This is a genomic window from Legionella sp. JM-2024 (assembly GCF_055389095.1).
In genome coordinates this window covers 3538417-3564879 of the sequence record NZ_AP039388.1, presented here as the reverse complement: position 1 = coordinate 3564879, position 26463 = coordinate 3538417, and the positions used below count along the sequence as shown (strand labels likewise).

Below are 26463 nucleotides of genomic sequence, written 5' to 3'. Positions count from 1 at the left end.
AGGTACGCTCTCGATTAGAGCGAAGAATGCGTACTGTTGCTGATATGCTAAATTAGTAACGAACGGAAATTAATAATAAAAAAAGTGGAGATAAGCATGTTAAATTTGAAAAAAACAGCGGTAGCTGTTCTTGCTTTAGGAAGCAGTGCAGTGTTCGCTGGTACTATGGGACCAGTTTGCACCCCAGGTAATGTAACTGTTCCTTGCGAAAGAACTGCATGGGATATTGGTATTACTGCACTTTACTTGCAACCAATTTATGACGCTGATTGGGGCTACAATGGTTTTACTCAAGTAGGTCCTTGGCAGCATTTTCACGATGTTGACCATGAGTGGGATTGGGGCTTCAAATTAGAAGGTTCTTACCACTTCAACACCGGTAATGACATCAATGTGAACTGGTATCACTTTGATAATGACAGCGATCACTGGGTTGACTTTTTTAACTACCACAGATACAACAACAAATGGGATGCTGTTAACGCTGAACTAGGTCAATTCGTAGATTTCAGTGCTAACAAGAAAATGCGTTTCCATGGCGGTGTTCAATATGCACGAATTGAAGCTGATGTGAACCATTATTTCAATAATTTCTTCTTTAATGATGGATTCAACTCTAAATTCAATGGCTTTGGTCCTCGCACTGGTATAGATATGAACTATGTGTTTGGCAATGGCTTTGGCATTTATGCTAAAGGTGCTGCTGCTATTCTGGTTGGTACCAGCGATTTCTACGATGGATTTAACTTCATATCTGGTTCTAAGAATGCCATCGTTCCTGAGTTGGAAGCTAAACTAGGTGCAGATTACACTTACGCAATGGCTCAAGGTGACTTGACGTTAGATGTTGGTTACATGTGGTTTAACTACTTTAACGCTTTACACAATACAGCTACTCTCGGACTTGAAACTGACTTCGCAGCTTCTGGTCCATACATTGGCTTGAAGTATGTTGGTAATGTGTAATTTTATAAGTAATTAAGTTCTTTTAGAGCCCATCATTTTTGTGATGGGCTTTTTTTTTGAAATGGAGTCCATATGTTGAAAAAGACAAGTTTAGCCCTAATAGGATTAGTGGCAAGTAGTTATGTGTCAGCAGGTACTATGGGTCCTGTTTGCACGCCAGGTAATGTAACTGTTCCCTGTGAATTAAAACGTTGGGACTTAGGCGTCCAGGCACTGTATTTAAAATCAGTTTATGATGCTGATAGAGCCTATAAACAAGTTCAATTACTGCCTGCAAGGTTTGATGATTATCAAGATTGGGATTGGGGATATCGACTGGAAGGTTCCTACCACTTTAATACTGGCAATGATGTTACAATCAATTGGACTCACTATAGTGATTTTGTTAGTCCTGGGGGTCTTATTGGACGAGTCGATGTATTTCCGATAAATTTCCCACATCAATTCACTGGAATATATAAAAATAGACTGGATCAAGTGAATCTAGTGATGGGTCAACATGCTGACTTCGGTTTGGTTAAGGACATGCGTTTCTATGGTGGATTACAGTATGCCAATATTGAAGTTGATGATACCAATTATTATACACTGCCATTTCCTGTCTTAGGTTCAGTTCACTTATTTGATAATACGGATTTTAGAGGGGTAGGACCTGTTTGGGGTATTGATTATTCTTATGATTTAACCAGTTCATTGAGTGTTACGGCGAATGGCGAAGCGTCTATTTTGTACGGAACAGGTCGATATAATCTTGGATACGTTGCATTCCCTGCTGGCCCTAACGGAGCAGTTGTCCGATCGATTTATGCCAGCAAGAAATCAATAGTTCCAAGTTTGGAAGCTAAACTTGGATTAAATTATGCCTATAATATGGCGCAAGGAGTATTAAACGTAGAAGGTGGCTATCAAGTTCTAAATTATTTTAATGCGCTACAATCTCAATTCCTGCAAAATATTGGAAATCCTATAGCAAATAGTGATTATGGGCTATATGGGCCATATTTTGGTGTAAAATATATTGGTAATGCATAAATAAAATGCCTATAGTAAACGCCCGCTCCTCAAAGACGGGCGTATTTCCCTGAAAGATTCATGGTACTAAAAATATCTCATAATCCTGTGCTCACTCAACAGAAAAAGTCAAAAAATATACATAATAGACCATTCTAAGTCTAAGAGATCAAATATCTAATTATTTGATTTATATGTACAAATAATAAATGCGTATAAATAAGTCAATTTATTTTAAATTAGATCTGAATGATCCTATAGCCAGCCAGTATTTACCGCGCTATAATCCCTAGGCTATCCGTTTAGGATGTAAAAATAATAAACAGGAGTACCCGCATGAAGTATAAGAAATTTATTTTGGCCCTAGCTTGTTTTTCATCGCCATTATATGCGGATCAAGATCAACAACTGAAAAGTGAAATTCAACGATTACAGCATCAAGCAGAAGATTTACAAGCACAATTAGACAGACTACAGCAACAATTAGCAGCGCATAAAGGTTCGCTTCAAAATCATAAACACAAAGTCATTGTGAAGCAATCTCAAACGCAGACGAAATCATCTACTAATCCAACACGTATTAAAAGAGAAAAATATCACCCTTCCCATGTCGTCGTTCATGCACCTGAAGCACACCCCGAGTCGATTAGTTTTTATCCAACAGCATTGATTGCTGATAATCGAGTAGTAACCTACATTGCGGGGACACCTGTAGTAAGTTCACCCTACCTTGGAGATAGACCGGCATTTGATGGCTCTGATTATATAGTAAACATATCCAGTATTAACCGAGACATCCGTTTAATGCAACAACGCCGCCGCTTATACAGAGCATATCAAAAAATAGGCTACCCTATTCCTAATATGCCTATTATTTCATTAAGTGGAAAAGCAGAGCCGGCTGCAACACTTAATAATCCTTTCAGGTCAACTAATGCTGATGGAGACATTACTTTAGGCTCCAGTGAACTCGATGTAGCAGCTGCATTGAATGAAAATGTGGAGGCATACATTGCAATTGCTTACGACGAAAGCCCTCCTGCAATCGGTCCCCGAGTTAATAATTCGGCATTTAATTTAAATATGGGATTTGTCAATATAGGTAATTTGGATAAAAGCCCACTTTATTTTACTGCTGGTCAAGTGTATGTGCCCTTTGGTCGTTATTCCAGTTCAATGATTAGTGCACCAGTAACAATGAATTTGGCAAGAACTAAAACAAGACCTGTTATTTTTGGATATAAGTCACAAGCAGATACAGGGCCCTTTGCGGCTGTTTACGGTTATAGAAGTGATACCACATTGGGTAGGTCAGGAGTTGGTGGTGTCAATTGGGGTTACATCTTCGGAGCTAATAATATAAATGGAGAGATCGGGGCAAGCTTTATAAGCTCTATTGATGATGCCGGTGGTATGCAAAGTACGGGTTCTGATGTTGGTACAACGTTTGGTGGTTTTGGTTCTATAACGAATGGTAATGAAAACGTCCGAAAAACAAAAGCAGTTGATGTGCATGGTAATGTTGGCTATGACCGTTACAATCTCACCGGAGAATGGGTTGGTGCTATACAAAGCTTTAGACCTCAAGATTTAAGTTTTAACGGACGTGGTGCAAGACCACAGGCAGCCCAGGCAGAATTAGGTATGACTTTCAGAGCTTTTAATAGGCCAGCGTCTATTGGAGTTGGTTATCAATGGACAAAGGAAGCATTGGCTTTAAATCTACCAAAACGTCGTTACCTCGGAGTGTTTAATATTTCAATTTGGAAAGATACTGTAGAGAGTATTGAGTATAGGCACGATATTGACTATGGTCTTACTCAGTTTGCTAACGGAGCTGCCCCTTTGGGACTGGTAAATCTTCCGACGCTAGGTACTGGGAAATCAGCTGATACAGTATCGGCCCAGATCGGTGTTTATTTCTAAAGTAGCGTTATTCGTCAATTCAGCTTGTGACAATTTTTTCATGTTACAAGCTGATATTAATTTAACTATGCTAAATTAATCTTTCAGTTGCCCCTCCCCGTATCTTTTTCAAGTTGTGCTATCTTTTACTTTATAGCAACCTAAAAGGATTTGAGCATGCATAAGTATCATACTATGCAAGGGGAACTCTCTGAGCGATGCGATTCAAAACTGGTAATATTACAAAAAATACAACCTCTAATAATACTTATCATCCTATTTTTCATCTGTATTCATGGTGTTTATGCTGCAAAAGTTGTAGAGCTGAATATTAAAGGAGCTATTAGTCCAGCTACCGTTGATTATCTGGAAAGAAGCATAAAGAAATCCCAGGATGCTGACTTAATAGTAATTTTGATCGATACTCCAGGCGGACTATATGACTCAACACGAAATATTATTCAGTTATTTCTACTTTCTAATGTTCCCATCATTACCTATGTAAGCCCAACTGGGGCAAGGGCTGCGAGTGCGGGAACTTATTTAATGTATGCCAGTACATTAGCAGCAATGGCACCTGGTACCCAAATGGGTGCAGCAAGCCCAGTCAGTCTTGGTGCAGGGTTTACTGACGGTGAAAAGGACACACAAAAAAAATCTACCATGGAGAATAAAATTACTCACGACGCAGTGGCTACTATAAGGTCACTGGCACAATTAAGAGGAAGGGATCCAGATTTTGCTCAAAGGGCTGTTACCGAAGGCAAATCTATCACAGCCAATGAAGCACTAAAGAAGGGTGTCATTAATTATATTGCAAAAAATAGAAATGATTTATTGTCGCAGGTACATGGAGTAAAAGTCAGTCAAAATAATAAAACAATAACTATTAATGCCAATAACCCAGAGGTTGAGGTAATAAATCCAGATTGGCGCACCCGGTTTTTATCTGTTATCACAAATCCCACAGTGGCTTATTTGTTGTTACTGCTTGGAATCTATGGAATTTTCTTTGAATTGGTAAATCCTGGATATGTTTTGCCTGGAGTGATAGGGGCTGTTTCAATGCTCTTTGCCTTATACGCGCTGCAATTATTACCTATAAATTATGCTGGTCTTGGCTTAATAATTTTAGGAGTCATATTCGTCATAGCGGAGGCATTTACTCCGAGTTTTGGGGCTTTAGGTGTAGGAGGAACGGTTGCTTTTGTGTTGGGTTCCATAATGTTGATGAATACAGAGCATATCGCCTTTCAGATAGCATGGTCCGCAATTTGGGCTATGGCGGTGTTGAATGTTTTGATATTTGTATTGATTTTGGGAATGTTAATTAAATCTCGAAAGCAGGCAGTAAAGCACGGTCTGGAGATATTGGTGGGAGCGACAGGAAGATCCTTAGGAGAAATTAATTTGGAAGGCCAGGCCGTGATAAAGGGTGAAATTTGGAGTGTTCATTCCAGATCCCCGATTGCAGCGAATAAATGTATTAAAGTAACTCAAGCAACTGGATTATTGTTGGAAGTTGAAGAAGATAAATCAGTTTACTAATAGATTGCGCTGATCGACGTGGCGAGAATTTAAGGAGAACGAGATGGGACCATTTTTGGTAGTGTTACTAATAGTAATAGGCTTACTGCTCATTTCAATGTTCAAAGTCTTTAGGGAATATGAACGTGGTGTTGTTTTTATGCTAGGACGGTTTTGGCGTGTAAAAGGTCCTGGATTGATAATCATTATTCCTGTTATTCAGCAAGTAGTACGTGTTGATTTGCGAACTATAGTCATGGATGTTCCTAGCCAAGATGTGATATCAAGAGATAACGTGTCGGTGCGTGTAAATGCTGTGGTGTATTTTCGCGTAGTAGTCCCGGAAAATGCGATCATCCAGGTAGAAAATTATTTTGAAGCAACCAGTCAATTGGCACAAACTACCTTACGTTCTGTATTGGGTCAGCATGAACTGGATGATATGTTAGCAGAGCGTGAACAATTGAATAGTGATGTACAAAAAATTCTTGATGCCCAAACAGAAAGTTGGGGAATTAAAGTTTCAAATGTGGAAATCAAGAAAGTGGATTTGGACGAGAGTATGATCAGAGCAATTGCGAAACAAGCCGAGGCAGAAAGGGATAGGCGGGCGAAAGTAATCCATGCCGAGGGGGAGCTGCAAGCCTCAGAAAAACTATTACAAGCTTCCCAAGTATTAGCTCAACAACCACAGGCCATGCAGTTAAGGTATCTACAAACGTTAGCTACTATAGCGGTTAACAACAATTCTACTATTGTTTTCCCTATGCCAATGGAGTTTGGCGATATATTAAGTTCCCTGGCTGGTAAGAAAAAATAGTTGTTCCTGGGGCACTGACATCAAGGTAAGGAAATTTTTGATGTCAGTGTAACCTAAATTATTAACCCTTAAAATAGAAACTCTCTGGCTGACTTCATCGAGGTTGTAGCAATTTTATTCTTCGCTTCACTAAAACGAACTTTCGTTTCTCTCGTTTTTGTGATAGAAATCTCTTCTTTTTAAGAAGAAAAGAGGAATATCGTGTCAATTAAATCAGACAGATGGATAGAAAAGATGGCTCTCGAACATGGGATGATTTCTCCATTTCAGACAGGCCAAGTGCGAGAAAGCCAAAATGGTCGGATTATTTCCTATGGCGTGTCCAGTTATGGGTATGATGTTCGCTGTTCTAATGAATTCAAGATTTTTACGAATATTAATTCGGCAATAGTAGATCCCAAGGCTTTTGATGAAAATAGCTTTGTGGATGTGCAGTCTGACGTCTGCATCATTCCGCCAAACTCATTTGCATTGGCACGGACAGTAGAATATTTTCGCATACCGCGTAATGTATTAACTATATGCTTAGGTAAATCTACTTATGCTCGTTGCGGGATTATAGTTAATGTTACCCCTTTGGAACCTGAATGGGAGGGTCATGTTACTCTTGAATTTTCCAACACGACTACACTGCCAGCCAAAATTTATGCCTATGAAGGTGTGGCACAAATGCTCTTTTTAGAGGCTAATGAAGTGTGTGCAGTCTCTTATCGTGATAGAAACGGAAAATATCAAGGCCAAACGGGAGTTACATTGCCACGCACCTAGTGCCAACTCCCAAATTGACTATTGATGAGGCACTAGAATGATTTTTAATCGTCTTCCGAGAGAGGGAACTTGTCTCGCGATGAATTGACGCGCTCACGCAATTCTTTCCCAGGTTTGAAGTGAGGGCTATATTTGGCCTCAGTCACCACTTTTTCCCCGGTTTTAGGATTATGCGCATTTCGTGGAGGTCGGTAATGAAGAGAAAAGCTACCGAAACCACGAATTTCTATCCTTTGACCGTTAATGAGAGCGTCACTCATTAATTCCAGTATTCTATTAATACCATCAGCTACTTGCTTTTCAGTAAGATGCGTCATTCGAGCAGCGATGTGTTCAATGAGTTCGGATTTGATCATATACCCACCTCGTTTTGTCGCGTATTCTAATAGACCGATTACATTCTCATTTGTTTTTAGCTTGGTTATCAGTGTTTCTGGAGATTCAGTTACTTTATATAAACTTGGCTCCTTGAAACATTTTTATCCGGCTCTAAAACAAAATTCATGAGTTATGTAAAGGGTCTAATGTCTGCTACCAAGACACATCAGGTGCTGACAATTTCCCATTTGATTTTATAAGTATAGTTCGGGTAAAAAATTATTCAATGTTTTCAAGCTGGTTAGTAAAAATTAGTTTTCTCTTGTATGAATAAACGCAAAAATCACCCCCCAACTCATTTGTATTTTAGTGCGAGTGATTAACTTGAAATGACTTGACAGCAAAGTTTTGCTGGTAGTAATGACTGTCATTAATTTGGGTAAGCTGTTAAGCCGGTTGCTCAGTGCCTCCCAGGTCGAACCAAATAAGGCACTGGAATTGATAAATACCAAAGTTGCTTCCGATAAATCAACGGTCAGAAAATCACCCAAAATAAATGCAATTTTTTTGCTGGTCTCAGCATATTCCTCTATGGTTGCCAGTTTCTGGATATGTTCGCAAGCACTTTGTTGCAATTCAGGAAACAGCTCGACACCTACACTTTTATGGACAGGGTACACCATAGCACAAGCGATAACAGCCTTACCAGTTCCTGAGCCCAGATCATAAAAAACGGTATTGTGGTCAATATTGACTAATGATAACAATGCAATGAAAGGTAAAAATTCAATTTCCCCATACACATAGTCTATCGCATCTCGTTTCTTCCTCGCCTGCTGTGAAATCAGGAAGCCATTAGTATTGTTATATAGTTTCTCAAAGACTTGAGCATGGTGAGTTAAGTGTAACGATCTCATCCATTGTTTGATGCGTAGTTCTTTTCTTATCTTGTGAATACACAGCAAAAATATAATGATAAACAGGAATAGGCATAAAAGTCCTTGCTTTGATAGTACCAAATCAAGCCCAGTATTAGCCATGCTGTAAACCATCTTTATTTAATATTTTTTCTTTTTCTTTTTGACTTAATATTGGCCAGGCTTGAAGAAGAACTTTACCGGCCTGACGCTCACTCATCGCCTGATGATGCATCTCCCATGGCAACTCATCGTTGAGATAAACTACGATAACAAATGCTGTTAGAATGGTTATAAACACAGCAAAAAGACCAAGTCTGAATTGAAACATGTTAAGAAGTTTATTACTTTTATTTATTGCGTCGTTAGCAACTTGTTCAACATGGTCACAGCTTTCACTGGCTATACGGTGAAAGTGATGAACATCATATTTGGACAGTTGAACTGCAATAGTTTGAGCGGATTGAGAAGTGTGTTTTTCGATTTTATCAATACAGTGATCTGTTAAGTTCGTGATTTTTTCTTGTTGTTGTTGGCAAATTTGAGTAAATTGATTACAGGTTTTTTCTAAACAATATAGATGAGTTTCGCCTTGAGCTAATGCTTTTTCAGCCGTCATTTTGAAATGGGTCGCTCCTGATTGAGAAATGAGGTTTTGAATTGAAGTTAATTCATTTTGCAGGGATTGAGCCAATTGTTGAAATCGTGCGGCTTGTTGTTCAATTTCATCACGCCACTCCATCATTTTTGTTTCAGCCAACTCAAAATAGGCAATAAACTCACCCGTATGTCGCAGTAATTCTTTAACGCGAACCAAATCATCTTCCTGATAATGTTCCATGCGTTCTCCTTACCAAATCCCTAGCTGGAGAATTTCCCATTTGATGTATTGAAAATTCTTGGATGTTTCACTTTGGATTTAGAATTATGGCGTTACTTACCATTTTATATCCATAATGATATTTTTGGAACGGCAATTTTTGTCTGTGAAAACTCTCTTATGAGTTCACACGTTATTTTTTAATCTTGAGTGTTGTTCCAATATTGAAAAATTATCGCTCTGAAGTATTTCTACAAAATTCATTGAGGTACACTTTCACCAAATCTGGTCACTTTATTTTTGTTCAATGTCGAACCTTACCCATGTTGATTAAATCTGGTAAAAAGAATACGGATGGTTTTTGAAAGAAAGCAGTTTCTTGAGTGAGTCTGGACTTAAATTATTGGTAAGGTACTAATCTATGCTAAAAAGGAAAGGTCAAGAAAAAATTAGGTCAAAACCATTAATTTGATGTTTAGGTGATTTCATCGCATAAAAATTGGTAAATATTAGTATAGTGACAATTAACAATAAAGTTGGCATTATTTATGCTTTAGCTAAAGTATTCAGCAGTTCGCTTCTTTTATTATTAAAATTAGAAGAGATTTTTAGTCATCATTTTGTCAAACATAAATTGATGCCATCGAATGAATAATAAATTGCAGTTTAACTATATTAAAACCATACTGTTGTTATTAGGAACGCGTTAGTAGCAAAAATTTCATTAAATTGTAAAAACTTTGTTAATATTTCCTTAATCTTGATTGATTAGAATTGAAGATATAAGGTGGGATGGGAGAACATTATGCCAAGAGCTGGGTTCTTTAAAACAGAAAATAATAGTAATAGTTCGCAAATACAACATAGTTTTATTAATGTGGGAGGGGAGCAATTTCATGCCACAGCAGTTGCTTTAATTGATTATTTAAAGAGATCTCCCCGTGTTAACGATGATACTTTGAGAAAAATACTGGAACGATTCTATTTTCATTTTCCTAAATATATTCCCAATCAACCTTATTTGACTCCTTCTGAGCGTATGGGTATGTTGATTAATGGGACACGTAAGTCTGAAATTGTCGAATGTTTTGCCCACGTACTACGAGAGCTGACTCTGGATCAGATTTATGCTAATCCCCTAAATCATCGAGAAGTTTTTAATGGTTTGGATCGAGACACACCCAAATCATTTTTACGTCAAATGTCTACCCCTCTCCCCGCCAGCGCTTTAAGAGCACTTTCACAAGCAATAGGTATAAATATTACTTTATCCTTTGTTGAACATGATAAGGAATTAAGAAAGTGTGAAGTGTATTCGGGAGACACATTTAATGCATCAAAATCCGGGATAACCATTCAGGTTCAGCAAGAAAACTATTATTTTCCTGCTGTAAAGAATAAAACAGATTTTGTTTATGTAGGGCAATTAGCTGTCAGCCCACCTAAGCCAGTTGAAAGTGTAAATCCAAATGGGGATGGCACTATCGCTGATATAATTGATTTGATAGCAGCAGACAACAAAAAGCTATTACAGATCTATAAGCAATGGCGTCAGAACTTATTAACTATGCTCCAAGTGAGTGAAATTACAACTGAAATGTTGCTCTCACTTTACATTAGATTTTTACCCCAATCTAATGGGCGCATTGTTGATATGACCAAATTCTTTTCTGATCTATCAATGGATTCTAATAAACCAATTGTTACTAACTCTATTGAAGACAGGAATGTTATTGGTGAGTCATTAGCCTCTGCCCTCGCCAGATGGATTAGTACTGGACTCGTCGATGCTGATCTGTTGTTTGATCATCTGGAAAAACGCTCTTCTCCAGTTTCTATGTCCGTTAATTAAGGTAGGTTGACAATCCAACCAGGTTTTAAATAGTGAATTGTCAACAATCCCATGATTTTAAAGAAAGCCGTTTTCCTTCATCCATTCATCATTTGCAAATTTAGACATGTAATTACGAATAGAATCCGGCAAAATGACCAGGCATTTTTGCCCTTTACTCAAGGACTTGGCTGCTTGCAATGCAGCCCACATTGCAGCCCCGCTTGAGCCACCGATTAATAGACCCTCTTCACGAATTAGCCGCCTTGCTGTATGGAAAGAATCAGCATCAGTTATTTTTATGTAGGAATCAATCAAGTTGTTGTCTAACACATCAGGGAAGAAATCATAGCCTATACCTTCTACATGATAAGATTTTACTTCTGTGCCACCGCCAAGGATTGAGCCTACAGGATCCACTCCTATGATCTTAATGGAAGGATTAAATTCTTTGAGCCGCTTCGCTATGCCGCTAATGGTACCTCCAGTTCCTACCCCCGCGACAACCATATGCAAATCTTTACCGAAATCGTCAATAATTTCCTGAGCTGTTCCGAAATAATGAGCATTAGGATTATTAGGATTGGCATATTGATCGAGAATATGAGAATTAGGAATTTCAGCTTGTAATTTTTTAGCCAGAGAAATATGGCTGTCTGGATCATCATAAGCTGCTTCAGTAGGAGTCCTATAAATAACGGCTCCCAAACGCTCAAGAACTGATTGTTTTTCCTGACTCATTTTTTCAGGCATGGTAATGACTACTTTATAACCCAGTACTGCGCCAGCCAGTGCCAAGCCTATGCCTGTATTTCCTGAAGTAGGCTCGATTAAGGTGTCGCCTGGTTTAATTCGGCCTTCTTTTTCAGCTTTGATTATCATTTCATAGCCAATACGGTCTTTTACCGAACCCCCCGGGTTAAAGAATTCACATTTGGCATAAAGCTCGCAATCCAGATCTTTTGCAAGCCGATTAATTTTTATTATGGGAGTATGACCTATGGTTGCCAAGATGTTAGGGTAAATCATTGTAGTCCTTTGTCATTATGAAATGACTTGATTATAAGCGCATAAAGATAATTATCAAAATGGTAGCACTTATTTAGTCAAGTTATTTTTTCCTTAGCAGTTAAGCAATATTTATACAACAACTTCCAGATCAAAAAAAGCTGAATTAGTGTTTGTTCCTTTTAGTTCTATTGTAGTTCGGGGGTGAGGGGGTTCATCTCCTGTTGCTTTTAAGACTACCGCACATTCTTCATTTGGATTCAATACCTCACAAATTGATGGTTGGATTACATTTGTCCAATCACCAGGTATAAATGCCATGATATGAAATGCCGGGTTAGCAGACGTGTTTTTTATAACTATAAAGCCTTCACTTTGAGCCATAATACTTAAAGTAATAAAACACTCTGCTAACAGTGAGTTATGACAAGATACTAATCCGGTCTTTCCTGACATAGATATAGCTTTAATTTCCAGTGATGCTTTTCCCTGACCTTGAAAGTTGCTTTGACTAAAAGCTTGCGCAGTTAGTAGGCTTAACAACGAGAAGGTCAAAAGAAGTCCTTTGCTTAATCGAAATATTTTCATGATCTATCCGTAGTTTATTTAATAGGAAAATCCAAAAGCAAAAATATTAATAAAAATATCAATTTTTTGGGAAAATAAATTTGTAACGATAGCTATATGCAGTTAGTTAGTCAATGCCCGATTCTAGGAAAATCATAAGAAATAGTATGATTCAGCGAGTCTCTCATGATTCTTTGACTTATGTCGATTGCCCTGAGAGCGGTTATAGAGGCACAGTTAAGGTAATTGCAAATATTAGAATGATTGCAATGTGTAATAAAATCAATACCAAGAGACGTAGTATTTCACGATTGCCTAGTTATTTATTTTGGTATATGCTTTTTTATTTTTGAATTGATACAGGATGTTTTAGTATGCAAATTAATGTATTACATAAGTGGTACCGATTAGTTGTAATGGCTTCCATATTTGGATTGACTGGTTGCCCAGCACCCCAAGAAACTCCTAAAACAACAGTGACATCTACCCCAACTTCAGTAAATGCAGCAAATCAAAATAATACCCAGACGACCAATACGAGTAATAATGGGACTGTTACTCCTCCTGCCCCTCCGGCTCCTCCTGGCCCGCCTGCAGCAACGATAGAAATTACTACTTGTCTTTGATGCTTAAAATTTTATCTTATGTAATTTTTAATTTTGTAAAGGAATATAATGAAAACCAGAATTTTTTTGTTGTTCTTCTTATTTGTTACCTCCATCAGTTATTCACAAAATAATTTAATAACGTCTAATGAAGGATTAAAAAATAAACAGGAACTGCAACAATTGGTTGAGCAGTATCTAAAGCCTGAAGGAGTATTCAACACGTCCTACGATGAATTTGACTTTTCGTCGAATCAAGGTATTTTTTTTAATAACTATTCTGGTCATACCAATTATACTTCTGTTGGTGGCGACTACTTAAAATTTTACAACTTCTATTGGGGATTTAATGGGTACAATCTATCAACCAATATGAATGTGTCATCACTACTGTCTAACAATCTAAACCAAGGGCAGAATATAATTGATGATAATGGATTTTATTTTCATGTAATGAAGCAAATTTATTCCCCTGTTTTTATAGATGTTTTTGCAACCTATGCTCGGGACAGATATAAGCTCGTTAATACAGTTAGTGGGGGTGGTCTTCCGGCTCCTCTAACAGGTTTTTCCAAATATTATGGTAAAGATAATTCAATTGGCGCTCGTACTTTTTTTGGTTATCCTTATAAAAAATTATTCTTGCAAGGTTATTTGACCTATTTTTATAGTCAATTTTACCAACCAAATTACCTTGTTGTTTATCCAAATCAAAACGTGATTGTTCCCGAGCTAACCACTAAAATTGGAACTACGATTGAGCATGCCAGGCTCTACTATCAGGTAAGTGAGCGTTTCTCCCCATTTGTGAGTGGAAGTTTAATTCAGTTGTTAAGTCGCTCATTTAACAGGCCGATAATCGATCCGGCTGTGACAGCTGTTTCTGCACTGCCTGAAGTTCTTTTATCGAAAAGTGGATACAGTGTTGGAGCTGGTGTGGATCTTAAATACAAAAATTTACATTTGACTCCGGTTTATGTTTATTCGGCACGTGGCTCAACTTACACAGATAATTACGTAGGGATTACGATTGAATTAAGTGGGATAGCTTAATTAATTTACTTAAATCACTTACAGTTGGGCTGATCTGCTATTGGAACAGTGGTTATTTGTGGATTTTTACATTATATTTATTTACGGGATGTTAATTTAGATTTTATTTCATTAACTGCAGGAAGCTTATTATGATCAATTATAAATCAATAAAATGGGGATATGGCCTCATTGCAGTGTTTGTTTTAGGAGTATCAGGATGCTATCTTGACGGCACAAGTCCACAAGAAAGAGGTTATTATTCTCAAAACAATAACATGTCTGCAGCGGGACAAACTGCAACAAATGAAACCCAGTCTCAACAAAAGAGTTATGCTGCAAAAGATCCTGTTCAAAAATCAACTCCAGGACCAAAACGTACAGCAGCACCTCAACTTCCAGTAATTCAATAAATAAACTCTCTATTTATTACCCCTCAAAGTATTTTGCCTATGAGGGGTAGCTCATTTCATATTTGCCTGGATATATTTAATTTTTGCACTATGATTTTTATATGGAACTATTGTGCATTAAATGCAATGGTTTTGCATGATTTTTTAAATTACCAGTAAGTTCCTATTAACTAATGGAGTAGTATGTTATGAAAAACTTTAATTCATATCAGTGGTGTTACTGGATAGTGCCGATTTTTATTATAGGAATGATAGGATGTACAAGTACCACAAAAAATACAGGCAAAGAAACAAATGTTTCATCAATTAGTGAAATTCAGCGAACTAACGTTACCGAGCAGCAAAATATAAGTAATGTGTCGTCAAGTACTGCAGTTGTTACTCCCCCTCGTCCAGAAATTCAGCCCGAAATAGTTCCACTAACACCTATAGAAACTTCTCCCCTAACACCTATAGAAACTTCTCCTCCTCCTTCTGTGGAAGTTCCTATGTGATGGATTTGGCATAAGGATTAATTTATCGCTTAACAGTACAATAGGCTCCTTGCTCTAAAATTAGGTGGGTTATGCAGGGAGCCTATTGATTTAGACAAAAATTTATAATGGTTATTTAGGAGCAATCATTTCTTCCGGTTTCACGTACTGTGCAAATTGTTCAGCAGTTAATATTCCTAATTTGACGGCTGCTTCTTGCAGCGATATATTGTCGTGGTGAGCAGTTTTAGCAATTTTTGCTGCATTATCATAACCTATGTGTTGATTAAGAGCAGTCACCAGCATTAGTGAATGGTGTAAATAGTAATCAATAACGGGTCGGTTAGGTTCTATTCCTTCCGCACAAAACTCCTGGAAAGAATGGCAGCTGTCTGCGAGTATGTTTAAGGAGTGCAACACATTAAATATTATGACTGGTTTGAAAACGTTTAATTCAAAATTGCCTTGGCTGTCAGCAATTCCAACGGCGGTATCATTGCCTAATACTTGTGCACAAATCATGGTCATCGCTTCGCATTGAGTTGGATTCACTTTGCCGGGCATGATGGAGGAGCCTGGCTCATTTTCAGGAATGAGTAATTCACCAATCCCGCAACGAGGTCCTGAAGCCAGCCATCGTATGTCATTGGCGATTTTCATTAGGGCGCAAGCGAGAGTTTTCATGGCACTGTGAGCATGGACTAGTGGCTCATGAGACGCTAAAGCGGCAAACTTGTTAGGGGCTGTCACAAAAGGTAGCTTGGTTATTTTAGAGATGTGTTCGGCTATTTTGACAGCAAATTGAGGATGAGTGTTCAACCCGGTTCCAACGGCAGTACCTCCGGCAGCCAGTTCATATAACTCAGGTAATACTTCTTCCAGACGGTGAATACAGGCATCCAATTGAGTCACATAACCTGAAAATTCTTGACCCAGAGTTAATGGAACTGCATCTTGTAAATGAGTTCTCCCAATTTTTATGATGTCTTTGAAAGCTTCCATTTTGGCAGAAAAAACGTCACGTAAATTGCGTACGGCCGGCAATAATTTTTTATTAAAAGCGATTGCTGCTGCAATATGCATAGCTGTTGGGAAAGTATCGTTGGAAGATTGAGACATATTCACGTGATCATTAGGGTGAATGGGGGATTTGCTTCCCAGTATGCCGCCAGCTAATTCAATCGCACGATTAGAAATAACTTCATTGGCATTCATATTGGATTGTGTACCACTTCCTGTTTGCCAGACATGTAAGGGAAAATGATCGTCTAACATTCCTTGGCTCACTTCATCGGCAGCTCGAATAATTAAATCCGCCTTGTCTTTTGGCAATTTGCCTAATTCCAGGTTGGTCAGCGCTGCCGCTTTTTTTAAGATGCCAAAGGCGTGTGTTACTTCTCGTGGCATAATGTCTTTGCCTATATTGAAGTGATGTAAGGATCGCTCGGTTTGCGCTCCCCAATATTTATCAGCTGGAACTTCAATTTCACCCATGCTGTCTGTTTCTACGCGTGTTTTGGCCATGTTTTAATTCCTTAGCAAGTTAATCGATTGAATATATTGGCTTTGCAACCCTCTCAGCGAGTATGGGGGCTGCTAATTTTAAATCAGAGCTGCGACCGTGAGCGAGCGGGCAAGAAACAGATGCGCTTATGTCCGCTCCCTCACGGTTGCGGCCCTGATTTCTTAAAGTAATGGCTGTCCCTAACCTCCTCTCCCAAGGGGGCATGGGAAGTAAGGGGCATTTGATGGGCTAAGGCCCAACCTACAATAGTAATTTTGGTTTTGTAAATATATACCCCCAAATACCGTGGGTATGTACCTTCCTCTACATGAAAGGAATAAAATCAATTGTCAAAATTCTAGCATAGCAGACGTAAATTAGTAATTTTTGTTATAGTGTCTTATCAAAATTATTGGTGGTTAACTGTGAGAAAAATACGTATCTATCAGCCTGGGGAATATCAACCAGATCAACTGTTGGAGTTATCTCCAGAGGCAGGACAGCATGTGGCTATTGTTTTGCGTATGCAGCCTGATGAACGATTGACCTTATTTAATGGAGATGGTCGTGAATTTGATGTGTTAATCAAGAGTGTAAAAAAAAGACAAGTTCTTGTATCAATTAGTTCCGTCACTGAGATCAGCAGAGAATCTCCATTAAGCATACATTTGGCACAAGCAATTTCTAAAGGTGATCGTATGGAAATGGTGATGCAAAAATCGGTTGAGCTAGGGGTATCAAGTATTACCCCTGTCATCACGGAGCGATGCCAAGTAAAACTGGATAAAGAACGAATGACTAAAAAAATGCATCAATGGCAGAGTATTGTTATTGGAGCATGTGAGCAGTGTGGTCGAAATAAAATTCCGGTGGTAAACCCACCGATACAGCTGGAACAATTGGTCAGAGACGCAAAAGAACGTTTAAAGTTAATTTTACATCCTGCATTTAATAAGACATGGCGTGACTATACTATCGAATTATCAGACATCGTATTGATTATTGGCCCTGAGGGTGGTCTGAGTGATGAGGAAATTAAATTGACTGCTGAATATGGATTTTTACCCTTATCATTAGGGCCTAGAATTTTACGCACCGAAACTGCAGCGATAACTGCTTTAAGTGTGTTGCAAGCTGCCGGAGGTGATCTATAATAGACTCTTTCCAAACTCTACTGCGGTGGGAAATTGCTTCGTCGATACGGTGCTCGAGCCCCCATGTACTGACGCGTACACTCCGGTTCTCCTCGCACTTCCCTCACCTCAGCGAATTTGGAAGGAAGTCTAATAGATCGCTGTATAACCTGCGTCTTTTGCTTTATAGCTCTATTGCATGTATTTTGTAGTATTATAGTAGAGTACTCTTCTTGAAAATCTTGTGCTTGCTCTAAAACAAAATACACAGATTATGCAAGAGATCTGGATCTGGTAGAAAAATCTGGTCTTGGATCAGAAATTTATATTTCTAATAACTGAGGTATATTCATGAGTGATCATATTAAAACAGTAACCGATGCAAGTTTTGAACAGGATGTAATTAAATCATCCAAGCCTGTGTTGGTTGATTTTTGGGCTGAGTGGTGTGGGCCTTGCCGTGCATTGACTCCAATTTTGGAAGAAGTAGCTGCAACTCATAGTAAAGATATGACGTTTGCTAAAATCAATATCGATGAAAATCCTCAAGCCCCAGCCAAATTTGGTGTGATGAGCATTCCAACTTTAATTCTTTTCAAAAATGGTCAGGTTGAGGCCGTTAAAATGGGTTTGTTATCGAAATCTCAATTAAGTGCCTTTGTTGAAAGTCATGTTTAATTGTTGTGATATTTAAGATAATGTTAATAAGTCGGAGCACAATGAGAGATATTTGAAAGGTAGGGAGCCCTGAGTTGGATGTATTATGTACCAGGGCATATATCTTTCTTTGTGCAATTTGTGTTAAAATAATTCTATGAAAGGGATTTTTTCTTAAAATTTAAAAGTTAGAATCAAAAAAATCAAAATAACTTTTTATTTTTAGTTTAAAATGTTGGATCTTGTTGTAAAGCTGTGATAGCCTGTTAGCTATATGTGACATCCTTTAAAACAAGTGAGCCACATAGGCAGCGGATTCCTTAGCTGCTATTCCCTAACATAATTTTTTCTTCGGATATTCAATTCGTTTAAACAATAAATCAAGTGAGAAGTATGAATCTTAGTGAACTTAAGCAATTACCTATTGCCGATCTCGTTAATATCGCTCAAGAGATGGGTGTTGAAAATACCTCCCGTATGCGCAAGCAAGACATCATTTTCGCCATTCTTAAAGCCCATGCTTTAAAAGGTGAAGACATTCATGGTGATGGTGTTTTAGAAGTTTTGACAGATGGTTTTGGTTTCCTGCGCTCTGCTGATGGATCCTACTTGGCTGGCCCTGATGACATTTATGTTTCACCCAGTCAAATCAGGCGCTTTGGACTTCGTTCCGGGGATACCATTTCGGGTAAAATTCGCCCTCCCAAAGACAGCGAGCGCTATTTTGCTTTATTAAAAGTAGATCAAATTAACTATGATACGCCCGACAGCGCTAAGCGTAAGATTTTATTTGAAAACTTAACGCCTTTATTTGCTACTGAGCGTTTGGTTATGGAGCAAGGCAATGGCAGCACTGAAGATTTAACTGCCAGAGTAGTTGATTTGTGCGCACCTTTTGGACGAGGTCAGCGTGGTTTGATAGTCTCGCCTCCCAAAGCAGGTAAGACTTTGATGCTGCAAAACATAGCTCGTTCCATAGAAAAAAATTATCCTGAATGTTATCTCATTGTATTGCTTATTGATGAGCGTCCAGAAGAAGTTACTGAAATGCAACGCTCTGTTAAAGGAGAGGTTGTTGCGAGCACCTTTGATGAACCGGCAAACCGACATGTCCAGGTTGCCGAAATGGTAATAGAAAAAGCAAAACGTTTGGTTGAGCATAAACGAGATGTGGTTATTTTACTTGATTCAATCACTCGCTTGGCCAGAGCTTACAATACGGTAGTTCCTGCATCAGGCAAGGTGCTTACAGGTGGTGTTGACGCTAACGCACTGCAAAGACCTAAGAGATTGTATGGTGCTGCGCGAAACATAGAAGAAGGGGGCAGTTTAACCATTATTGCGACTGCTCTGGTAGACACTGGTTCTAAAATGGATGAAGTGATTTACGAAGAGTTCAAGGGTACTGGTAATATGGAAATTCACTTGAGTCGTAACATTTCAGAGCGCAGAGTTTTCCCTGCAATTAATATTAATCGCTCAGGCACTCGTCGTGAAGATCTCTTGTTGAGCCCAGAAGAATTACAACGTACTTGGATATTGCGTAAAATTCTGCAGTCTATGGATGAATGTGATGCTATTGAGTTCTTATTGGAGCGTATGAAGAATCATAAAACAAACGCTGAATTTTTTGATGCGATGAAGCGTCAGGAATAATTCCAATAAATTTTTGTAGCCCGTACTGGCGCAGCGTAATACGGGATGGGTGATTGATTTTTACATTTTTAATTCATTCATCTCCGGATTCCATATTACGCTGCGCAATACGGGCTACGGTTTTCTTCTTTTTGAGATATTTGTTAATGAAATATTCCGATCTGAGAGATTTTATAATCCAACTCGAATCACGTGAATTGCTAAAACGAATTGATTATCCAGTATCGCCTCATCTTGAGATGACAATAGTCAGCGATAAAGTGTTACGCTCAGGGGGGCCAGCTCTTCTCTTTACTAATACACCCAATTACGATATGCCGGTATTAACCAATCTTTTTGGTACAGTTGAACGTGTTGCTTTAGGAATGGGCGAAGAATCAATAGCTGCCTTACGAGAGGTTGGAAAGTTATTGGCCGCTTTAAAAGAACCGGATCCTCCCAAAGGATTCAAAGATGCGTTTAGTAAATTGCCTTTATTGAAGCAGGCGCTGAATATGGCACCCAAGTATGTTAGTGGGGCAGAATGTCAGACTCATGTTTGGGAAAAAGATGAGGTCGATTTAAATTTATTGCCTATTCAAACTTGTTGGCCTGGAGATGTCGCACCATTGATTACCTGGGGTTTGGTCACTACAAGTGGTCCACATCAATCTCGGGAAAATATGGGAATTTACCGTCAACAGCTATTAAGTAAAAATAAATTGATTATGCGTTGGTTATCCCACAGGGGGGGAGCCCTGGATTATCAGGCTTGGCAACAAGAATATCCGGATGAGCGTTTTCCTATTGCAGTGACCCTGGGTGCTGATCCAGCAACCATATTGGCCGCAGTGACCCCTGTTCCTGATACTTTGTCTGAATATGCTTTTGCTGGGTTACTTAGAGGTCAACGTACTCGATTGACTCGGTGTATTGGGAGCGAACTGCATGTACCAGCCAGTGCAGAAATTATTTTGGAAGGTTATCTTGAGCCAGGGTGTGAAGCACCAGAAGGACCTTATGGGGATCACACTGGTTATTATAATGAAGTACAATCATTCCCTGTATTTACTGTAGAGCGTATTACTCATCGAGATAAGCCTATTTATCATAGTACGTATACCGGGCGGCCACCAGATGAACCAGCGATTTTGGGTGTTGCTTTAAATGAAGTGTTTGTTCCCTTGCTACAAAAACAATTTCCCGAGATCGTGGATTTTTACTTGCCTCCAGAAGGATGTTCTTACCGTTTGGCAGTCGTGACTATCAAAAAGCAATACCCGGGACATGCCAAACGTATTATGATGGCTGTTTGGTCCTTTTTACGTCAGTTTATGTATACCAAGTTTGTGATTGTTTGTGATGATGATGTGGATGCTCGTAATTGGCAAGATGTGATATGGGCAATGACGACACGTATGGACCCTGCCCGCGATACAGTCATGGTCGAAAATACCCCAATTGACTATCTGGATTTTGCTTCTCCTGTTTCAGGACTGGGATCAAAGATGGGCATGGATGCTACCAGTAAATGGTCAGGAGAAACCCAAAGGGAATGGGGTAGACCCATTACGATGGATGAGGATGTGTTGGATAAGGTAAATGGTTATTGGTCCTTATTGGGATTAAATGAATGACGGATAAAGAAGTTCAAGCTCAGGTAGAGGACATTTCCCCTTTAACGGACAGTATCGTGCGATTAATATTAGCGCCAGATGAGTATATTGAATATCAGGCTGGGCAATATTTACAAATACTTTTTGCAGAAGATGCGTTGAGTTATTCGATTGCAAATGCCCCTTTAGGTTCACATCGATATGAATTGCATATTCGCCATAGCCAAGATAATTCTTACCATCAATTATTATTAGCGCATATCAAAAAATATGGTTCTGTGCAATTAAGATTACCATTGGGTGAATGTAGTATTGATAAATTACATTCCCAAAAACCTATTTTATTTATTGCTGGCGGAACGGGGTTTGCTCCAATTAAAGCAATGATTGAACAGTTATTAGCGAATTCGGATAACAGGCCATTTGAGTTATTTTGGGGGGCCCGATCTCAAAGTGATTTGTATATGGATGAAAAGGTAAGAAATTGGCGGTCCCATGCCTCTCACTTTCAGTATTTTTCACTATTATCGGATAAAAGTGATGATACTCTGGCTTCTCGAGTACTCGCCAGACATTCAAAAGATCTTAATGACTGGCAAATAGTTATTAGTGGTCCTTTCGATATGGTTTATAGTACTCGTGATGTGTTAGTTGGTCATGGAGCATCTCCTGCACAGATGTTTTCAGATGCTTTTGGCTTTGAACTAAAAGCAGAAAATGCCTCAAAAAGAACCGAGTGAAATGGAGTAGATTTATGGAAACTTTGTATCAAATTCTGGGCCTTATAGGTGCAGGATTAGTTATTTTTGTATTGTATCGATTTATTAAAGGAAGCCCAGAGCAATTCAGTAAAGAAAATATGAGCAAAAGTTTTATGACGATGGGAGTTTTAGGCTTAATTCTAATAGGTTTTATTGCTTTGCTGGTATTGATGTTAAGAAGCACTTAATGAAATATTGAGCTTCTTATTTACTCAATAGTTACTGACACAAGCTAATGGCTGGAACTGGCACTATGGTAACCCCCGCCTCTTTTTTTCAAATAATTTCTAATATTGGGGTTATTGATAGGTTCCTGGCTTGAGTCTGGAATTAATTGACATTCCTCAACGTAAGTCATTTGGCTGCTGCCATCCACTAATAAACGATACCAAGGATTTCGTGTTGCAAATTCATGTTGAATTGCTTGGGGATTGTATTTTCCTGACGCCTGAAATATGGGATCCACATCGATAACGATCGCTCTATAGCGAATTCGTTTGTGAATAACCAGGTCACCGATATTAAATTTGGCAATTTTACTCATATATTGCTCCTTTTGTGAGCATCATGATGAATGTATCGGTATTTTTTTTTTAAACTTGAGTTAGTGGACTTCTTTGGGAAACTGTTACGGTGAATGAAGTGCGAGGAAAAGCGGAGCGCAGAACTGGAGTTTACTCGCCACTACTGAGGGTTCGATCACCGCATCGACGAAGTAATTCGTCATTGCAGTAGAGTTTACGAAGAAATCTAACCAGTTACAGAAGAGCTGGTGGGTACGTAAAGCTTGGCTAAAATAATACCGGCTTCATAAAGTAAGCACAGTGGTAAGGCGAGTGTAATTTGTGAAAAGACATCAGGAGGAGTAAGCAACATACCAATAATAAATGTTCCGACTATAACATAAGGTCTGATTTTTATAAGAGTGCTTACTGTCGTTAAATGGCTTCGTACCAGAACAAGACAAATTAACGGAACCTGGAAGGAAAAACCAAACAAAATCAGCATGTGTGTAATAAAGTCTATAGCATAAGCCATATCAGGCATAAGCTGTACACCTTCTGGTAGCGCGCGGGCAAAAAACTGGAACATAAAGGGAAGGACAAGATAAAAGCAAAACAGTGCCCCAACTATAAATAGTGAAAGACTTAGAATGATTGTTCCTCGAATTTGTTCCTGCTCATCTTTATATAGTCCCGGGCGAATAAAACGCCAGAGTTGCAATAAGGCAAACGGAGCGGTTAGTAGTAAGGAGACATCAGCGGCCAGCTTCAAGGGAGTAAAAACAGAGGAAGTAATCTGAGTGGCAATCAAGCCTGTTTGATTGGGTAAGGATTTCAGTAATGGTCTTACTAAGGCATGAAAAAGCTCTTCTGAGATGAAAAAAAATAATAAAAATAAGATACCAAACCAGAAGAGGGTATATATTGCTCTGCGGCGTAATTCAATTAAATGAATTAGCATAAAATCAGTTTTGATTAAGTATAAAAATATAGAATAAACTATTAAATTTAATTTATCTAATGCTTTGGTAGAAAGAAATTTACACCCGTAAATTTTCTGCTTTAACCAACTGCCAAAATCTCTCAACTGGATTGTATAGTGATTTGAATTTTAAATGACTTATTTCGACGTACCGCTGCTTGTCAGCGGTATCCATAAATCACTCTGGGTACCTCAGGGGCTAGCCGAGGCATGAAGTTTTTTGAACAGGTCTTTTAAATTTTAATTTACTTGTATTACTGATTGTCTGAATCAATCACAGAGGTTAAACCAGCTGGGTACCATACAACATGGCAGACCCAACTTTAACAATATTTTATTCATAATGTGCAACTTATAATACTATACTAATTAAGTAGCTTTTAAAAAAACAGACTATTAAAAATACGACTAACGACGACATCACCTTGATGATTTTGGGTTCATCTCAAGATTAGAAAATATTGGAAGGTTAAGCAATGACCAGAAATAAAACAGAAAAAGACATTCAATTTGATTTTAATCAATGCTTGGAAAAAGCCAAAGCCAACGAATCGTCTTCATTAGATGTTTTAAATAATGTGGATACGTGGAATAGTTTATCTATTAAACAAAAACAACGTTTATGTGTGGAGTGGGTGCGCCATGGATTTTTAAGTTTTGAAGACTTTAACGATCCTGATACTACAGAATTTTATGGGTTATTGAATGAAGACATATATATTGCTGGCGTAAAACATGATCCTGTTTGTTTACAGAATATTCCTGACAAAATGCTGCCAACAATTTTATCCTCCCTCTATGAAGACGAAAATTTTATGAATGTCCTTATCGATAAAGCTTGTAAAGATATATCGATTCTCCAATGTTCTCAAGAGCTTCACGAAAAAGTAATAGAACTTGCGGCAAATCAGATATGGGGCGGGAAAAAATCTATACTCATGAGGAGGGATACTCCGTTTTACAACGACGTCGAGAAATTCATCGTAGAATCTATCAATCAGGGAACATTTGTAATTAACAATGAAAATACCTTTTTAGCTGGTCAATTTCACTCTTCTTCCGATTTTCTAGCGCATAGTCCCGCGATATGCATGGCCATACTAAGAAAAAATCCTGGAAAATTATTTATTGTATCGAAAGATATATTACCCCTAATACTTAACGATAGTGACACGATGGGGGTGATCGCGCAAGCCTTGCGTTTCGGGGAAATTGAAATGAAAACAATTCCCACCTCTTTGAAAAACAAGGATATTTGTTTTGCAGCACTTATATTCAATCTTAGAAATAATATTTTTGTTCCAGAGGAAATCCGGGAACAGCTTGATTATGAAGAGATTTACTATGAGGCAATGTTAGCGAATCCTGCCGCCTTAAAAGACATTCCTGACGATATGAAAAGTAAAATCATCAATCGATTTTCTCATGAGGAATTTTTTCAACTTATTCAAAAATACCATTTTAATTGTCTACCCTATTTGCCCGATGAATGGGTAGAAAAAATAAAAAGGGAAATATTGCCCAAAGTTAGTACCGTTGTCGTATATGACCCTGATCGTTATGATCGGGAAATACGAATGAGTTGTCAATTATATGCAAGCAGGCCTCAATATCAGGATCAAACGATCGTTATTAATAGCGAGGATTTAAATAAGTTATTAAAAACATTATCTAAAGTATCCGAGCATTCCAGTATAAAATTAGTGATCAATGGCCACAGCAGTTATAGGTCAGAGCACTTGGCTGGTTTGAGTAGTCAATCCATCGTGCATTATCTAGAAAAATATCCCATCATCCATGATCTCGTCCTATCAGGCTGTAGCACGGTAAAAATGGAAGTGACTGCTCAAGAGAAAGAGATAATTAAAGAATTTATTTCCCTGATAAACCAAAAGAGTATTGAAAATAATAAGTCACCAGAAGAAATTATCGATGAGCTTGTCATGAACGGTGTATTTGAAAAAGGTCATCCAGAGTATAAAGAATATAAAAAATTTGTACCATTCCTTCAGAGTATTACAGTAACCCCAGAAGAAATAGAAAAAAATTTAAAGGAATCGGTGATGAAGCTGGTCATTGATGAAATTGAAAAATCAGAAAAAATCACTCATTCCATTACTATAAAAGCTATTCCTGGTCCACTTAATGTAAATGAAACATACGAAAAAAGTACACGAGGCTTTGTCGTATGGAATAAAGAACTATACAAGGAAGGGAAAACCCGGCTTGATTCAGATTTAAGGAAATTGGAGTATAGAAATTACTTTTTTAATACAATCAAGCCACCAGTTATGGGAAAAATTTATATTGCTAATGAAAGAATTACCAAAAAGGGCGAGAACAAGCTAAATGGAAGAAATGAAAAGGCTTATATCATTGTAACTAAAGGAAACAGTGCGCCGCAACTTCATTATTACGATCCTGCTACAAAAATAATTAGCAAGTTGGATTTAAAAGAAAGTCATACTAATGAATTATTATCAATAGTGACGCAAACAATCGGACTGGAAAATATTAAACAAGGTATTAATTTATTTAATTTGAACGATCGTAAGCAGCAAGAAAAATTAGACGATATTATTCTTTCGACCCAAGATAGTACAAATAAACAAGAGCTAACGAGTGCTAAATCAATACGTTATCACTATACGAAGTAGCTTCTCAATGGCATTGCAACATACGAGAATTTTG

At 38.2% G+C, this 26463-nt stretch carries 25 protein-coding genes and 2 pseudogenes; 19 read left to right on the top strand and 8 right to left on the bottom strand.

What is annotated here, in order from left to right; translation table 11 throughout:
* Window positions 1-96: 96 nt before the first annotated feature.
* The 7 genes and pseudogenes from ACZ5EK_RS15595 (at window position 97) to dcd (ending at window position 6997) form a co-directional block, all read left to right on the top strand.
* Window positions 97-966 (top strand): Lpg1974 family pore-forming outer membrane protein, encoded by an 870-nt coding sequence (locus tag ACZ5EK_RS15595; protein ID WP_464430639.1) that lies wholly within the window; start codon window positions 97-99, stop codon window positions 964-966.
* Between the two features lie 72 nt (window positions 967-1038).
* Window positions 1039-1998, top strand: coding sequence for an Lpg1974 family pore-forming outer membrane protein (locus tag ACZ5EK_RS15590; protein ID WP_464430638.1), 960 nt, complete (start codon window positions 1039-1041; stop codon window positions 1996-1998).
* A gap of 315 nt (window positions 1999-2313) precedes the next feature.
* Window positions 2314-2494, top strand: a pseudogene (locus ACZ5EK_RS15585) (hypothetical protein); the annotation flags it as partial.
* Window positions 2495-2562: 68 nt separating this feature from the next.
* A pseudogene (locus ACZ5EK_RS15580) lies at window positions 2563-3903 on the top strand (LbtU family siderophore porin); the annotation flags it as partial.
* 156 nt (window positions 3904-4059) lie between these two features.
* Window positions 4060-5430, top strand: coding sequence for an NfeD family protein (locus tag ACZ5EK_RS15575; RefSeq protein WP_464430637.1), 1371 nt, complete (start codon window positions 4060-4062; stop codon window positions 5428-5430).
* Between the two features lie 43 nt (window positions 5431-5473).
* The gene (locus ACZ5EK_RS15570; protein WP_464430636.1) at window positions 5474-6229 is read left to right on the top strand and encodes a slipin family protein; all 756 of its coding nucleotides are present in this window, start codon (window positions 5474-5476) and stop codon (window positions 6227-6229) included.
* Between the two features lie 201 nt (window positions 6230-6430).
* Window positions 6431-6997, top strand: a complete 567-nt coding sequence (gene dcd, locus ACZ5EK_RS15565) for a dCTP deaminase (RefSeq protein WP_464430635.1) — start codon at window positions 6431-6433, stop codon at window positions 6995-6997.
* Window positions 6998-7041: 44 nt separating this feature from the next.
* On the opposite strand, the gene ACZ5EK_RS15560 is transcribed toward dcd, so the two are convergent.
* The 3 genes from ACZ5EK_RS15560 to ACZ5EK_RS15550 form a co-directional block, all read right to left on the bottom strand.
* Window positions 7042-7353 carry an integration host factor subunit beta gene (locus ACZ5EK_RS15560; protein ID WP_464430633.1) on the bottom strand — a complete coding sequence of 104 codons (312 nt, stop codon included), beginning with the start codon at window positions 7351-7353 and terminating at the stop codon, window positions 7042-7044.
* Window positions 7354-7626: 273 nt separating this feature from the next.
* Window positions 7627-8355 carry a methyltransferase gene (locus ACZ5EK_RS15555; protein ID WP_464430632.1) on the bottom strand — a complete coding sequence of 243 codons (729 nt, stop codon included), beginning with the start codon at window positions 8353-8355 and terminating at the stop codon, window positions 7627-7629.
* Entirely contained in the window at window positions 8348-9073 is a 726-nt protein-coding gene (locus ACZ5EK_RS15550; protein WP_464430631.1) for a hypothetical protein, read from the bottom strand. Before ACZ5EK_RS15550 ends, ACZ5EK_RS15555 begins: the two co-directional genes overlap by 8 nt.
* A gap of 784 nt (window positions 9074-9857) precedes the next feature.
* Between ACZ5EK_RS15550 and ACZ5EK_RS15545 the strand changes: the two genes are divergently transcribed.
* Window positions 9858-10904 carry a hypothetical protein gene (locus tag ACZ5EK_RS15545; RefSeq protein ID WP_464430630.1) on the top strand — a complete coding sequence of 349 codons (1047 nt, stop codon included), beginning with the start codon at window positions 9858-9860 and terminating at the stop codon, window positions 10902-10904.
* 57 nt (window positions 10905-10961) lie between these two features.
* On the opposite strand, the gene ACZ5EK_RS15540 is transcribed toward ACZ5EK_RS15545, so the two are convergent.
* Window positions 10962-11912, bottom strand: coding sequence for a pyridoxal-phosphate dependent enzyme (locus ACZ5EK_RS15540; protein ID WP_464430629.1), 951 nt, complete (start codon window positions 11910-11912; stop codon window positions 10962-10964).
* A 111-nt stretch (window positions 11913-12023) separates the two neighbouring features.
* The gene (locus ACZ5EK_RS15535; protein WP_464430627.1) at window positions 12024-12479 is read right to left on the bottom strand and encodes a hypothetical protein; all 456 of its coding nucleotides are present in this window, start codon (window positions 12477-12479) and stop codon (window positions 12024-12026) included.
* 353 nt (window positions 12480-12832) lie between these two features.
* On the opposite strand from ACZ5EK_RS15535, the gene ACZ5EK_RS15530 reads away from it, so the two are divergent.
* The 4 genes from ACZ5EK_RS15530 (at window position 12833) to ACZ5EK_RS15515 (ending at window position 15002) form a co-directional block, all read left to right on the top strand.
* Window positions 12833-13084: a hypothetical protein gene (locus ACZ5EK_RS15530; protein ID WP_464430626.1), complete on the top strand. Its 252-nt coding sequence runs from the start codon at window positions 12833-12835 to the stop codon at window positions 13082-13084.
* A 48-nt stretch (window positions 13085-13132) separates the two neighbouring features.
* Window positions 13133-14116, top strand: a complete 984-nt coding sequence (locus tag ACZ5EK_RS15525; protein ID WP_464430624.1) for an autotransporter outer membrane beta-barrel domain-containing protein — start codon at window positions 13133-13135, stop codon at window positions 14114-14116.
* A 131-nt stretch (window positions 14117-14247) separates the two neighbouring features.
* Window positions 14248-14508, top strand: coding sequence for a hypothetical protein (locus tag ACZ5EK_RS15520; RefSeq protein ID WP_464430622.1), 261 nt, complete (start codon window positions 14248-14250; stop codon window positions 14506-14508).
* Between the two features lie 227 nt (window positions 14509-14735).
* On the top strand, window positions 14736-15002 hold the full coding sequence (locus tag ACZ5EK_RS15515; RefSeq protein ID WP_464430621.1) for a hypothetical protein: 267 nt from the start codon (window positions 14736-14738) through the stop codon (window positions 15000-15002).
* Window positions 15003-15113: 111 nt separating this feature from the next.
* Here the strand turns inward: ACZ5EK_RS15515 and fumC are convergent, their stop codons facing one another.
* A complete protein-coding gene (fumC, locus tag ACZ5EK_RS15510; protein WP_464430619.1) occupies window positions 15114-16505 on the bottom strand; it encodes a class II fumarate hydratase in 1392 nt (463 codons plus the stop codon).
* A 405-nt stretch (window positions 16506-16910) separates the two neighbouring features.
* Here fumC and ACZ5EK_RS15505 point away from each other — a divergent pair, with 405 nt between their 5' ends.
* From ACZ5EK_RS15505 to ACZ5EK_RS15480, 6 genes are all read left to right on the top strand, one after another.
* Window positions 16911-17639 (top strand): 16S rRNA (uracil(1498)-N(3))-methyltransferase, encoded by a 729-nt coding sequence (locus ACZ5EK_RS15505; protein WP_464430617.1) that lies wholly within the window; start codon window positions 16911-16913, stop codon window positions 17637-17639.
* 330 nt (window positions 17640-17969) lie between these two features.
* On the top strand, window positions 17970-18296 hold the full coding sequence (trxA, locus tag ACZ5EK_RS15500) for a thioredoxin (RefSeq protein ID WP_464430616.1): 327 nt from the start codon (window positions 17970-17972) through the stop codon (window positions 18294-18296).
* A gap of 372 nt (window positions 18297-18668) precedes the next feature.
* Window positions 18669-19931 (top strand): transcription termination factor Rho, encoded by a 1263-nt coding sequence (gene rho, locus ACZ5EK_RS15495; RefSeq protein ID WP_464425778.1) that lies wholly within the window; start codon window positions 18669-18671, stop codon window positions 19929-19931.
* A gap of 146 nt (window positions 19932-20077) precedes the next feature.
* Window positions 20078-21547 carry a 4-hydroxy-3-polyprenylbenzoate decarboxylase gene (ubiD, locus tag ACZ5EK_RS15490; protein WP_464425777.1) on the top strand — a complete coding sequence of 490 codons (1470 nt, stop codon included), beginning with the start codon at window positions 20078-20080 and terminating at the stop codon, window positions 21545-21547.
* Window positions 21544-22266: an NAD(P)H-flavin reductase gene (locus ACZ5EK_RS15485; RefSeq protein WP_464430615.1), complete on the top strand. Its 723-nt coding sequence runs from the start codon at window positions 21544-21546 to the stop codon at window positions 22264-22266. Before ubiD ends, ACZ5EK_RS15485 begins: the two co-directional genes overlap by 4 nt.
* A 14-nt stretch (window positions 22267-22280) precedes the next feature.
* Window positions 22281-22475 (top strand): hypothetical protein, encoded by a 195-nt coding sequence (locus ACZ5EK_RS15480; protein WP_464430614.1) that lies wholly within the window; start codon window positions 22281-22283, stop codon window positions 22473-22475.
* 44 nt (window positions 22476-22519) lie between these two features.
* Here ACZ5EK_RS15480 and hspQ read toward each other — a convergent pair whose 3' ends face one another.
* Window positions 22520-22831, bottom strand: coding sequence for a heat shock protein HspQ (hspQ, locus tag ACZ5EK_RS15475; protein WP_464430612.1), 312 nt, complete (start codon window positions 22829-22831; stop codon window positions 22520-22522).
* Between the two features lie 206 nt (window positions 22832-23037).
* On the bottom strand, window positions 23038-23751 hold the full coding sequence (gene tatC / locus ACZ5EK_RS15470) for a twin-arginine translocase subunit TatC (protein WP_464430611.1): 714 nt from the start codon (window positions 23749-23751) through the stop codon (window positions 23038-23040).
* Window positions 23752-24248: 497 nt separating this feature from the next.
* Here tatC and ACZ5EK_RS15465 point away from each other — a divergent pair, with 497 nt between their 5' ends.
* Complete coding sequence (locus tag ACZ5EK_RS15465; RefSeq protein WP_464430609.1) at window positions 24249-26429, top strand: hypothetical protein; 2181 nt, start codon at window positions 24249-24251, stop codon at window positions 26427-26429.
* Window positions 26430-26463: the final 34 nt, after the last annotated feature.